Genomic DNA, 12,387 nt, shown 5'->3' with positions numbered 1-12,387 from the left:
GTTCCAGCCTTTGGCGCGCCAGGCAATTCGATCGTCTGGCTGCCGAGCCGCGCATTCCTGCCTTCGACCGCGACCGGCATGACGTTCATGCCCGGCGAGCCGATGAAATAGCCGACGAATGTGTGCTTGGGACGCTCGAACAGCTCGGCCGGAGAGCCGATCTGCACGATTTCGCCCTCATACATGACGACGACGTTTTCGGCGAAGGTGAGCGCCTCGGTCTGGTCGTGCGTGACATAGACCATGGTGAAACCGAAGCGCCTGTGCAGCTGCTTCAACTGCGAGCGCAGCACCCACTTCATGTGCGGGTCGATTACGGTCAGCGGTTCGTCGAACAGGATCGCGTTGACATCGGAGCGCACCAGCCCGCGTCCGAGCGAGATCTTCTGCTTCTGGTCGGCGGTCAGCCCCCTCGCCTTTCTCTTAGCCATATCGGCCAACCCCGTCATTTCCAGCGTTTCGCGCACCTTGCGGTCGACGTCGGGTTCTGGAACGCCGCGGTTGCGCAGCGGGAAGGCCAGATTATCGTAGACCGTCATGGTGTCGTAGATGACCGGGAACTGGAACACCTGCGCGATGTTGCGCTCCTGCGTCGACAGATTGGTCACGTCCTTGCCGTCGAACAGAAGCTCGCCATGCGAGGGGTACAACAGGCCGGAAATGATGTTGAGCAGCGTGGTCTTGCCGCAGCCCGACGGCCCCAGCAGCGCATAGGCGCCGCCATCCTCGAAGGCGTGATGCACCTCCTTCAGCGCATAGTCCTTGTCCGACTTCGGATGCGGCCCGTACGCGTGGCGGATGTGGTTGCAGTCGATGCGCGCCATGTGCCCTCCTCCCTCAAGCCGCCAGCATCTGTGGCGGCGCGGCCGAGCGGCCGTTCGCGTCGAACACCATGATGTGCCGCGGGTCGATGAACACCTCGATGGTCTGGTCCGGTTCGAACACCAGGATGCCGTGCTCCAGCATCACCCAGCGGACGTCGGCGAAATCGAGATGCACAAAGCTTTCAGAACCGGTGATTTCGGTGACCGACACCTTGGCTCTCACCGGAACCGCCGACGGGCTCGGCCGAGCAAGAGAGAGATGGTGAGGCTGGAAGCCGATCGTGTAGCTCGTATCGGCAATACCGGCGAGTTCAGCCGGCACCGGAAGCTTCACCCCACCATCAAGAAGGAAGCTCGAACCGCTCTTCTTCAGCACGATCGTGTTGAGCGGCGGATCGGCGAATGTCTTGGCCGTGACGAGGTCGTTCGGCCTGCGGAAGACGTCGATCGTCGGGCCGAACTGAGTGATCCGGCCTTCGGAAAGCGTCGCCGTGTTGCCGCCGAGCAGCAAGGCTTCGTGCGGCTCCGTAGTGGCGTAGACGAAAATGGTGCCGGTCGCCGCGAAGATTTTCGGCAATTCAGCACGCAGCTCCTCGCGCAGCTTGTAGTCGAGGTTGGCGAGCGGCTCATCGAGCAGCACGAGGCTGGCGTTCTTGACGATGGCGCGCGCCAGCGCGGTGCGCTGCTGCTGGCCACCGGAGAGGCTGAGCGGCGTGCGGTCGAGATAGGGCGTCAGCTTGAGAAGGGCTGCCGCACTGCGCACCTCCTTGTCGATCTTTGCCCGCTCGGTCCCGGCCACCCTCAGCGGCGAGGCGATGTTCTCGTAGACGGTCATCGCCGGATAATTGATGAACTGCTGGTAGACCATGGCGACGTTGCGCTTCTGCACCGGGATGCCGGTGACATCCTTGCCATCGAACCAGACCGAGCCGGATGTCGGCACATCAAGGCCGGCCATCAGCCGCATCAGGCTGGTCTTGCCGGAAAGCGTCGGCCCGAGAAGGACATTGAGCGAGCCGTGCTGAAGCGTCAGCGACACGTCGCGTATATGCTCCGTCGCCCCGACCGTCTTCGTCACGTTTCTCAGTTCCAGCATGATGCCTCCTCCCAGGCTTTCTGCATGACTATTCGGCAGCCGCGACATGGCGCCGGCTTATCCCGCGCATGAATTCGTCGAGCGCTGCCGTCTGCTCGCGGCTCAGATGCAGGCCGCGCTTGGTCCTGCGCCACAATACATCTTCAGCCGTCATCGCCCATTCATTTTGAACGAGGTAGCGCACTTCGGCCTCATAGAGATCGGCGCCAAAGTTGCGGCCAAGATCGGCATTCGATCTGGCGAGGCCCAGCAGCATCCTTGCGCGAGTTCCGTAAAGCCGGCTCAGGCGGCGTGCCAGACGTGCGTCGAGGAACGGATAGGCTGTTTTCAGTTTCGCCACTTCGGCGTCGAAACCGCTGGCCGGGAAATCGCCGCCCGGCAGCGGCGCGTTTGCCGTCCACGGCTTGCCGCGCTTGCCGAGAAAACCCTCGATTTTCTCGAGCATCGATTCAGACAGCCGGCGATAGGTGGTGATCTTGCCGCCGAAGGTGTTGATGATCGGCGCCGTGCCCTCGCCGCCGTCGGTCTTCAGCACATAATCGCGGGTTGCTTCCTGCGCCTTCGAGGCGCCGTCGTCATAAAGCGGGCGCACGGCGGAATAGGTCCAGACGATGTCCGAACGCTTGACCGGCTGCGCGAAATATTCGCTCGCCGCGGCACAGAGATAATCGATCTCGGCGTCGCTGATCTTCACGTCGTGCGGGTCGCCAGCATAGTCCTGGTCAGTGGTGCCGATCAGCGTGAACTCTTCCTCGTAGGGGATAGCAAAGATGATGCGGCCATCCTTGTTCTGGAAGAAATAGGCGCGCGGATCGTCGAACTTCTTGCCGATGACGATATGGCTGCCCTGTACCAGCCGGACATTGTGCACCTCGTTCAAGCCGACCGTAGCAGACAGCACATGGTCGACCCATGGACCGGCGGCGTTGACCAAAAGCCGCGCCTTGACCTCCTCGGTGTCCCCGGTCTGCGCGTTTTTCAGACTGACCGACCAAAGCTCGCCTTCACGGCGTGCGCCGATGACTTTCGTGCGGGTTCGGATCGTTGCGCCGCGATCGGCGGCGTCGCGGGCGTTCAACGCCACCAGTCGCGCATCGTTGACCCAGCCGTCGGAATATTCGAAGGCCTTGCGAAACAACGGCTTCAGCGGCTTGCCGGCTGGGTCCTTTGCCATTTCCAGGGTCTTGGTCGCCGGCAGCAATTTGCGCCCGCCAATGTGGTCGTAAAGGAAAAGGCCGAGCCTGATCAGCCAGGCCGGACGCAAACCCTTGGCATAGGGCAGCACAAGCGCATCGGCCAGATGATGTGCGGCGCATTCTTCCAGAGAATTTCGCGCTCCATAAGCGCCTCGCGCACCAGGCGGAATTCGTAGAACTCGAGATAGCGCAAGCCGCCATGGATCAGTTTGGTCGAGCCGGAGGAGGTTCCGCTGGCCAGATCGTTCATTTCGGCAAGGAAGACCGAGAAGCCGCGCCCAACCGCATCGCGAGCAATGCCGCAGCCGTTGATACCGCCACCGATGACGAAGATGTCATGGATCGGGGGTGCGCTCACAATAGTCCTCCCGGATTTCGCATTGCAGCATTTTTAGGTTTTTACGAAACCGTGGTGGGATTATTTCGAAATGGGAACGAATGTCAAACGAAATATAAACAGCGGCAATTGCCCCTACGGCACCCTTACGAGAGCGACGTTTCGATCAGCTGAACCTCTGCCTCCTGGCAGATCTTGCGTACCGACGGGATGTCGCAACGGTCGGTGATGAAGGTGTTGACCTGCGACAGATGGCCGATGCGGACCGGCGCCGTCCGCTCGAATTTGGTCTGGTCGGAAACGAGGATGACATGCCGGGCATTGGCGATGATCGCCTGCGCCACCTTCACTTCACGAAAATCGAAATCAAGCAACGCACCGTCATGGTCGATCGCTGAGGCGCCGATCACCGCGTAGTCGACCTTGAACTGCCTGATGAAATCGACCGCCGCCTCGCCGACCACGCCGCCATCGGAGCCGCGCACAACCCCGCCCGCAATAACGACTTCGATGGAAGGGTATATGCGCATCCTGTTGGCAACATTGATATTATTGGTGATCACCATCAATCCGGTATGATCAAGGAGCGCCTTGCTGACCGACTCCGTCGTGGTGCCGATATTGATGAACAGCGAGGCATTGTCCGGGATAAGCCTGGCTGCTGCGCGGCCGATCGCCTCCTTCTCCTCGGCGGCGATCTTGCGTCTCGCCTCATATTCCATGTTTTCGATGCCGGACGGGAACAGCGCACCGCCATGAATCCGTGACAGCAGCCGCTGGTCGCACAGGTCGTTAAGGTCCTTGCGGATGGTCTGCGGCGTCACGTTGAAATGCGTTGCCAGATCGTCGACCAGCACGCGGCCATTGTCCTTGGCCATTTGGATGATTTCGGAATGACGCGGCGACAGATACATTTGGAGGCCTCTCGTTTTCGCTTTTCTTGTCTATAGCGGAAAACGAAAGTGATGAAAAGGCATAAGCCGGCTAACGAAATTACATCCGTCCAAAGCAACCACGGCGCAACTTTGCCGACCATTTCAACTCAACCCAGACCGCGGGCGATTTCGGTGATGACCTCGAAAGCTGTGTCGACATCCGCCGCCGTCGTCTCGAACTGACCGACTTGAAAGCGGATCGCGATCTGCCCGTCCACCCGTGTCTGTGTCAGATAGATGCGGCCATCGTCGTTGATCGCATCGACCAGCCGCAGATTGTGTTCGTCCGAATCGATGCCGGCCGCCGCCAGATGCCGGAACGAGAACAGCGACAGCATCGGTTCCGTGACGATCTCGAAATCCGGTTGCCGAGCCAGCCGCGCGGCAAGGCCTTCGCTCCAGGCAACATGGTTGCGGATCATGGTCCGGAGATTTTCCAGCCCGTGGGCGCGCAGCAGGAACCACAGTTTCAGTGCGCGAAAGCGCCGCCCGAGCGGCACCGACCATTCGGAATAGTTGATGATTCCGTCGCGTCCATGCGTCTTCAGGTAATCCGGCTTGATGGCGAGCGTCCGCACCAGGTCTTCCGGCCGGCGGATGAACTGCATCGAGCAGTCGAACTGCGCGCCCAGCCATTTGTGCGGATTGAAGACGATGGAATCCGCGTGCTCCGCGCCGGCCCAGAAATGCCGGTATTCCGGACATATCATCGCCGATCCGGCCCAGGCGGCATCGACATGCAGATAGAGCCCGTATCGCTTAGCCACAGCGGCGACGCCGGCGATGTCATCGGTGCCGCCGGTGCTAGTGCCGCCGACACAAGCGATGAGGCCGGCCGGCAGCATGCCCGCATCCCGGTCGGCGACGATCGCCGCTTCGAGGGCTGTGACATCCATGGCGCGGAGGCGGCCAGCAACCGGAATGCGGACGAGATTGTCCTCGCCAATGCCCGATACCCAGATCGCCCGGTCGATGGAAGTATGGACCTGGTCGGAAGAATAGATGCGCAATATCGGCTGGCCTTGCAGGCCCTTCTTGTTGCCCTGCCAGACTAGCGCGCGCTCGCGCATGGTCAGCACGGCGGCAAGCGTCGCCGACGATGCCGAATCCTGCATGACGCCGGAAAACCCTTCCGGCAGGCTAAGCGCCTGACGCATCCAGTCGACGACGCGCGTCTCGAGTTCGGTCGCTGCCGGCGAGGTCTGCCAGAGCATGCATTGCGCGGCCATCACCGAGACCAGATATTCGGCCACCACCGAGACCGGTGCGGCGTTGGCCGGGAAATAGGCGAAGAAGCGCGGATGCTGCCAATGCGTCATGCCCGGCAGGATTTTTTGCTCGAAGTCGGCGAAGATTGCCTGCATCGTTTCGCCCTCTTCCGGCGGCGAGACATCGATGCTTCTAGAGATTTCGCCCGGCTCGACAAGCGGCCGCACCGGTCTTTCGCGAAGTGTGCCCCTGTAGTCGGCACCCCATTCGGCCGCGTACAGCGACCATTCCCGGAATTCGTTGCTATCCATTTTCCTCTCCGTCGCATCGAGCCCAGAAATCAAAGAGCACGAAAAACGGAGGCTTTCATTCGGGAAAATCAGGCAGGCTCGCGAAAGCGGTCTTCAGCGCGTTCGACCAGCCGTCCGAGATCGTGCGATAATATTGATCGTCCTGGGCTATCCGTTTCTTCAGGCTGACCTTGAAGGCGTCCTTTTCGTAGAACAGCAGGTCAAGCGGCAGACCGACCGACAGGTTCGATTTCAGCGTCGAGTCGAACGACACCAGCAGGAGTTTCACCGTCTCGGCGAAACTCATCGTCTTTTCATAGGCGCGGATGATGATCGGCTTGCCGTATTTGGTCTCGCCGATCTGGAAAAACGGCGTGTCATCGGTCGATTCGATGAAATTGCCTTCCGGATAGATCATGAACAGCCGCGGCGCGCTGCCCTTGATCTGGCCGCCGAGGATAAAGGAGGCATTGAAATAGGAATCGGCCTTTTCGCCTGCCGGCGACGAACTGGCGATGACTTCCTTAACGGTGTCGCCGACCATCCGCACCGTCTGATACATAGACGGCGTTTCGAGCAGAGTGGCGTGGCGATCGGCCACCGCCTTGGTGCGTTCGTCGAGCAAACTGACGACCGCCTGCGTCGTCGCCAGATTGCCGGCCGACATCAGCACGATGACGCGCTCGCCCGGCTCTTCCCAGACATGCATCTTCTTGAAGGTCGAGATCGAATCCATGCCGGCGTTGGTACGCGTGTCCGACATGAACACGAGCCCGCGATCGATCTTCAGGCCGACGCAATAGGTCATCGAATCTCTTTGGCAGCAATCTTGCCGTGGATTACTGCTCCACGGTGACGATGACCGCAAGCTGTTCTTCCGCTTGTCCCAGCCGAATTCCCGACACCGGCGTGGCATCGCGGTAATCACGGCCGGTCGCCACCTTTACATAGCGTTCGTCGGGCGAAATGCCGTTGGCGACGTCGAACGCGACCCAGCCGAGGCCCGCAACATGCGCCTCAGCCCAGGCATGGCTTGCCGCCTGCTCGACCGCCGCATCCATCATCAAATAGCCGCTGACGTAGCGGGCCGGAAACCCCATGGCGCGCGCCGTGGCGGCAAAGATGTGGCTGTGGTCCTGGCAGACGCCGGTCTTGAGCGCCAGCGCGTCCTCGGCCGGGGTCGCCGCATTGGTGATCCCCGGCGTATAAGCCACGCGCTCGCCGATCACGGCCATCAGCCGGTGCAGCCTTTCGATATCGGTCCCCTCGCCAACCGAGGCCGCGAGTTCGCGAATGCCGCTCCCGATCGTGGTCAACGGGGTTTCATGGCCAAACAGCCAGAGCGGCGCGAAACCCTGATGTGGCCCGGAGACGCCAGCGGTGTCGCGTGTCACCACCTCGCCTGATGCCTCGACGGTGATGAAATCGCGCTCACCTTCGACGCTCAACAGCCGCGTATCGTTGCCGAAATGGTCGATGAAGCGCACTTCCTCGCGTGCCCCTTCGATCGTCAGCGCCCAGGACAAAACGGTCTGCGTCGGCCCGCTGACTGGAAGCAGCCGCAACCGCTGCAATAGATAATGCACCGGCGCATCGTAGCGGTATTCGGTCCGGTGGGTGATCTTCAGCCGCATTGCTCTCGTCCCCTGAGCATGATCTTTACCGGAAACCGGCGTTCACTTTCCGGGATCATGCTCAATAGAACCTGTAGTCCTGCGCGATCTCGTCGCCGAGCCTGGTGTTGTCGCGAATGAAATTGGCCAGGAATTCGTGCAGGCCGGCGTCGAATATGTCCTTGATCGAGCCGGCCGTCAGCATGGCCTGGGTCTTGCCGGCTGTCGCATGACAGGCATGGCGTTCGCCATAATCGTCGCCCAGGAATTTCAGGTGCTCCGTCAGGAAACGGTAGCAGAAGGTCAGCGAGCGCGGCATTCGAACATTGAGGATCAGATAGTCGGCAATGTTGCTCGGCTTGTAGTCGGCCTCGTATACCCAGCGATACGAGCGGTGCGCCGACACCGAACGTAGGATCGATTCCCACTGATAATTGTCGAGCGTCGAGCCGACCCACGAGATCGACGGCAACAGCACGTAGTACTTCACGTCCAGGATGCGTGCCGTGTTGTCGGCGCGTTCGACATAGGTGCCGAGCTGCGAGAAATCGAAGATCTCGTTGCGTAGCATGGTGCCGTAGAATGAACCGCGGATCAGCGCCGTTTCGCGCTTGATCGCGTCGAGCACGCTGGGCAGGTCGCGTTCGTCGATCGGCTTGGCCAGCATGCGCTTCAGCGACATCCAGGCCTCGTTGATGCTTTCCCAGGTTTCGCGCGTCAGCGCGGTGCGCACCATGCGGGCGTTGTTGCGGGCCGTCTCGATCGACGCCATCGTGCTCGACGGGTTCGATGTGTCGCGAAGCAGGAAATCCGCGACGTTGGCGGCGGTATAGTCGGAATATTTCTGCGTGAAGGCAGCGTCCGAACCGGCGCTGAGCAGCACCGAATTCCACTCTTCGGAGGCGTTCTGAGTACGCGTCAGCGCCATGCGCAGCCCGGCATCGACCAGCCGCGCCATGTTTTCCGCCCGCTCGATGTAGCGGTTCATCCAGTAGAGACCGTTGGCGGTGCGGCCGAGAAGCATGTGGGGCTGCCCTTCGGGCTAGTGAGTAGTGAGTGGTGAGTAGTGCATGGTGAATGTTTGGATTTTGACGGAGTATGGCATTGTGCTTTCCCTCTACTACTGACTACCGACTATTCACTACTTACCCGTCTCAATCATCCAGCACCCACGTATCCTTGGTGCCGCCGCCCTGCGATGAGTTGACCACCAGCGAGCCTTCCTTCAGCGCCACGCGCGTCAGCCCGCCCGGCACGATCTGGATGCGGTCGGAAACCAGCACGTAGGGCCTGAGGTCGACATGGCGCGGCGCCAGCCCTTTGTCGGTCAGGATCGGACAGGTCGACAGCGCCAGCGTTGGCTGGGCGATGTAGTTCGACGGTTTTGCCGCGAGTTTCTTGGAAAAATCCTCGCATTCCTTCTTGGTCGCCGCCGGCCCGACCAGCATGCCGTAGCCGCCTGAGCCGTGCACCTCCTTCACCACCAGCTCGTCGATATGTTCGAGAACGTATTTCAGGCTGTCCGGCTCCGAGCAGCGCCAGGTCGGGATGTTGCCGAGGATTGCCTTGCGGCCAGTGTAGAATTCGACGATCTCGGGCATGTAGGAATAGATCGCCTTGTCGTCGGCGATGCCGGTTCCCGGCGCATTGGCGATGGTGATGTTGCCGGCGCGGTAGACATCCATGATGCCCGGCACTCCAAGTGCCGAGTCCGGACGGAAGGTCAGCGGATCGAGGAAAGAATCGTCCACCCTTCGATAAAGCACATCGATCTGCTTGTAGCCTTCGGTCGTGCGCATCGCGACGTGGCCATCGACGACGCGCAGATCCTGCCCCTCGACAAGCTGCACGCCCATCTGGTCGGCAAGGAAGGCATGTTCGAAATAGGCGGAGTTGAAGCTGCCCGGCGTCAGCACGGCAATGGTCGGCGCACCCTTGGTGCTTTGCGGCCGCACCGTCGCCAGCGACTGGCGCAAGAGCTGCGGATAGTTTTCCACCGGCCGCACCTTGATCTGCTGGAACAGCTCGGGAAAGAGCTGCATCATCGTCTCGCGGTTCTCCAGCATGTAGGACACGCCGGACGGCGTCCGCGCATTGTCCTCCAGCACGTAGAATTCGTTCTCGCTGATGCGCACGATATCGACGCCGATGATATGGGTGTAGACGCCGGCCGGCGGCCTTACCCCGATCATCTCCGGCAGGAACGCCTCATTCCTGGCGATCAATTCCTTGGGGACGCGCCCGGCCCGCAATATTTCCTGGCGGTGGTAGATATCGTCGAGAAACGCGTTCAGCGCCTGGACGCGCTGCTCGATGCCTTGCGTCAGCCGTCGCCATTCGTTGCCTGAAATGATGCGCGGAACGATATCGAAGGGAATAAGGCGTTCGGAGGCTTCCTGCTCGCCATAGACGGCAAAGGTGATGCCGGTCTTGCGAAAGACGCGTTCGGCGTCCTGCATCTTCTCGGTAAGCCTGGCCGGATCCTGCTCCTTCAGCCAGCGGTCGTAAGCCGAATACGGTTTTCTCAATCCGGAGATTTCCGGAAGCATTTCGTCGAACGCTGCCAATCGCATACTCCCCTGTGAGACCATTTCACTGGCGTCACGGGAGAAAATCAAGCGCAATCGGTGATTTGGAGGATGCTGGCGATCAGTATGTCGCGACCTGCCTAAAATTAGGGCAGCGCCGATATGGCTGGGTCAGGCTTTGCCTTGTGCCCGGGCAGGGGCCGGCGCCACTCAGAAGGCGCGGAAGGTGACGACCGTAAACGTGTCCTTGATGCCGGGAAGAATCTGCACCTTCTCGTTGACGAAGTGGCCTATGTCTTCCTCGTCGTCGACATAGAATTTGGCGAGCAAATCGTAGTTGCCGGCTGTCGAGTAGATTTCCGAAGCGATCTCGGCATCGGCCAATGCGCCGGCAACGTCATAGGCCCTGCCCAGATCGCACTTTATCTGCACGAAAAATGCCTTCATTGCCCGGTCCTGCTCAACTTGCACGCATAAGCGGCCCTTGTGGCAGACTGCCGCCCGGCTTTCAAGCATCAGGACGGCGCTCAGGCGGAACGCGACCTGAGGGAAGCTTTAGTACAGCCAAACGACGGATGCGCGCGGGCGCTGAGACCGTGGAGCGCTGCCAAGCGCAGGCTATGCCTGCGCGCGCTCGCTTCGCTGAGAGGGCCCGCTCACATCACCGGGATATCGCCCCTTGCCCAGCCCTCGGAAATTGCCGCCGCCCGCGCCTCGAAGGCGCCGGCTTCGATGGCGGCACGAATATCCTGCATCAGCCTCTGGTAGTAGGAAAGATTGTTCCAGGTCAGCAGCATCGCCCCCAGCGCCTCTTGCGAGCGGACCAGATGGTGCAGATAGGCGCGTGAATAATCTCTGGCGGCCGGGCAGTCGCTCTGCTCGTCCAGCGGGCGCGGATCGTCGGCATGGCGAGCGTTGCGCAGATTGACCTTGCCGCGCCTTGTATAGGCGAGGCCATGACGGCCGGCGCGCGTCGGCATCACGCAATCGAACATATCGATGCCGCGTGCCACCGATTTCAATATGTCGTCAGGCGTGCCGACACCCATCAGATAGCGCGGCCTGTCCGCCGGCAGCTCCGGGCAGGTGATGTCGAGCATTTCGAGCATCACCGCTTGCGGCTCGCCGACCGCCAGCCCGCCGATGGCGTAGCCCTTGAGGTCCATCGCTTTCAGCGCCTGCGCCGAGCGCAGCCGAAGGGCCGGTATGTCGCCGCCCTGGACGATGCCGAACATCGCCTTGCCCGGTTGGTCGCCGAATGCCGACTTGCAACGTTCGGCCCAGCGCAGCGACAGCTCCATGGCCCGCTCGATCTCCTTCTCCATGGCCGGCAGCGCGGTGCATTCGTCGAGCTGCATCTGGATTTCGGAATCGAGCAGTCCCTGGATTTCGATCGAGCGCTCGGGCGACATCTCATAGGGGGCGCCATCAATATGTGAGCGAAAGGTGACGCCCTTTTCGGTGAGTTTCCTCAGTTTCGACAGCGACATTACCTGGAAGCCGCCGCTGTCGGTCAGGATCGGGTGCGGCCAGCGGGCGAATTCATGCAGACCGCCAAGCCGCGCCACACGTTCGGCGCCAGGCCGCAGCATCAGATGATAGGTATTGCCAAGGATAATGTCCGAGCCGACGCCGCGCACCTGATCCATATACATGGTCTTGACCGTGCCGCCGGTGCCGACCGGCATGAAGGCTGGCGTGCGGATTTCTCCGCGCGGCATAGTGATGGAGCCGCGCCGCGCTTTCCCGTCGATCGCCAGCACCTCGAAGGTGAACGCCTTAGTCATTGAATTCCTTGTCCTATACCGGGCGCGCGTCCATCGCTCTCCTCTTTGAACAGAAGGCTTGCATCTCCATAGGAGTAGAACCTGTAGCTGTTCTCGATGGCATGCTCATAGGCCGCACGCATTGTTTCCAGACCACAAAACGCCGAAACCAGCATGAACAGCGTCGAACGCGGCAGATGGAAATTGGTCATCAGCATGTCGGCGGCCTTAAAACGGTATCCGGGAGTGATGAAAATGTCGGTCGGACCCGACCATCCAGCCAATGTGCCGTCCTCCCGCGCGGCGCTCTCCAGCAGGCGCAGCGACGTCGTACCGACGGCGATGATGTGCCCGCCGCGTGCTTTCGCCGCGTTCAGCGCCTCGGCGGTTTCCGGGCTGACCGAACCGATTTCGGCATGCATCTTGTGATCGGCGGTGTCGTCGACTTTCACCGGCAGGAACGTGCCGGCGCCGACATGCAGGGTGACGAATCGCCGCTCGACGCCTTTGGCATCCAGCGCCGCGAAAAGCTCGGGCGTGAAATGCAGGCCGGCAGTGGGTGCCGCCACGGCCCCCTCCTCCCTGGCATAGAT

The 12,387-nt window shown here is 61.1% G+C and carries 11 protein-coding genes and 1 pseudogene; all 12 read right to left on the bottom strand.

Annotated elements, in window-relative coordinates; translation table 11 throughout:
- Window positions 1-824: ABC transporter ATP-binding protein (locus EOA85_RS13640; protein WP_164759641.1), on the bottom strand; the 824-nt coding region annotated here is incomplete at its 3' end.
- 13 nt (window positions 825-837) lie between these two features.
- On the bottom strand, window positions 838-1,920 hold the full coding sequence (locus EOA85_RS13635; protein WP_127209779.1) for an ABC transporter ATP-binding protein: 1,083 nt from the start codon (window positions 1,918-1,920) through the stop codon (window positions 838-840).
- A 28-nt stretch (window positions 1,921-1,948) separates the two neighbouring features.
- Window positions 1,949-3,474: pseudogene (gene glpD, locus EOA85_RS13630) on the bottom strand (glycerol-3-phosphate dehydrogenase).
- A 125-nt stretch (window positions 3,475-3,599) separates the two neighbouring features.
- The gene (locus EOA85_RS13625; RefSeq protein ID WP_029352850.1) at window positions 3,600-4,367 is read right to left on the bottom strand and encodes a DeoR/GlpR family DNA-binding transcription regulator; all 768 of its coding nucleotides are present in this window, start codon (window positions 4,365-4,367) and stop codon (window positions 3,600-3,602) included.
- A gap of 128 nt (window positions 4,368-4,495) precedes the next feature.
- Entirely contained in the window at window positions 4,496-5,908 is a 1,413-nt protein-coding gene (locus tag EOA85_RS13620; protein ID WP_127209778.1) for an aspartate aminotransferase family protein, read from the bottom strand.
- Window positions 5,909-5,963: 55 nt separating this feature from the next.
- Window positions 5,964-6,695 carry a peptidase gene (locus tag EOA85_RS13615; protein WP_065009553.1) on the bottom strand — a complete coding sequence of 244 codons (732 nt, stop codon included), beginning with the start codon at window positions 6,693-6,695 and terminating at the stop codon, window positions 5,964-5,966.
- A 31-nt stretch (window positions 6,696-6,726) separates the two neighbouring features.
- Window positions 6,727-7,521, bottom strand: coding sequence for a transglutaminase family protein (locus tag EOA85_RS13610; RefSeq protein WP_065009552.1), 795 nt, complete (start codon window positions 7,519-7,521; stop codon window positions 6,727-6,729).
- Between the two features lie 61 nt (window positions 7,522-7,582).
- Window positions 7,583-8,524, bottom strand: coding sequence for an alpha-E domain-containing protein (locus EOA85_RS13605; protein ID WP_029352858.1), 942 nt, complete (start codon window positions 8,522-8,524; stop codon window positions 7,583-7,585).
- Between the two features lie 130 nt (window positions 8,525-8,654).
- Window positions 8,655-10,067 carry a circularly permuted type 2 ATP-grasp protein gene (locus tag EOA85_RS13600; protein WP_164759640.1) on the bottom strand — a complete coding sequence of 471 codons (1,413 nt, stop codon included), beginning with the start codon at window positions 10,065-10,067 and terminating at the stop codon, window positions 8,655-8,657.
- Window positions 10,068-10,238: 171 nt separating this feature from the next.
- Window positions 10,239-10,475 carry an Lrp/AsnC family transcriptional regulator gene (locus tag EOA85_RS13595; RefSeq protein WP_029352863.1) on the bottom strand — a complete coding sequence of 79 codons (237 nt, stop codon included), beginning with the start codon at window positions 10,473-10,475 and terminating at the stop codon, window positions 10,239-10,241.
- Window positions 10,476-10,684: 209 nt separating this feature from the next.
- Complete coding sequence (gene tgt, locus EOA85_RS13590) at window positions 10,685-11,815, bottom strand: tRNA guanosine(34) transglycosylase Tgt (RefSeq protein ID WP_127209776.1); 1,131 nt, start codon at window positions 11,813-11,815, stop codon at window positions 10,685-10,687.
- A partial coding sequence (locus EOA85_RS13585) for an S-adenosylmethionine:tRNA ribosyltransferase-isomerase (RefSeq protein WP_164759639.1) occupies window positions 11,812-12,387 on the bottom strand: 576 nt, incomplete at its 5' end. The genes tgt and EOA85_RS13585, both read right to left, overlap by 4 nt.

Source organism: Mesorhizobium sp. M5C.F.Ca.IN.020.29.1.1 (genome assembly GCF_003997375.1).
GTDB lineage: Bacteria > Pseudomonadota > Alphaproteobacteria > Rhizobiales > Rhizobiaceae > Mesorhizobium > Mesorhizobium wenxiniae.
This window is presented reverse-complemented; position numbering and strand designations above follow the sequence as displayed.

Coding starts and splice junctions, on each gene's coding strand:
- EOA85_RS13635 (WP_127209779.1), bottom strand. CDS start 1,920: ATGCTGGAACTGAGAAACGTGACGAAGACGGTCGGGGCGACGGAGCAT.
- EOA85_RS13625 (WP_029352850.1), bottom strand. CDS start 4,367: ATGTATCTGTCGCCGCGTCATTCCGAAATCATCCAAATGGCCAAGGAC.
- EOA85_RS13620 (WP_127209778.1), bottom strand. CDS start 5,908: ATGGATAGCAACGAATTCCGGGAATGGTCGCTGTACGCGGCCGAATGG.
- EOA85_RS13615 (WP_065009553.1), bottom strand. CDS start 6,695: ATGACCTATTGCGTCGGCCTGAAGATCGATCGCGGGCTCGTGTTCATG.
- EOA85_RS13610 (WP_065009552.1), bottom strand. CDS start 7,521: ATGCGGCTGAAGATCACCCACCGGACCGAATACCGCTACGATGCGCCG.
- EOA85_RS13605 (WP_029352858.1), bottom strand. CDS start 8,524: ATGCTTCTCGGCCGCACCGCCAACGGTCTCTACTGGATGAACCGCTAC.
- EOA85_RS13595 (WP_029352863.1), bottom strand. CDS start 10,475: ATGAAGGCATTTTTCGTGCAGATAAAGTGCGATCTGGGCAGGGCCTAT.
- tgt (WP_127209776.1), bottom strand. CDS start 11,815: ATGACTAAGGCGTTCACCTTCGAGGTGCTGGCGATCGACGGGAAAGCG.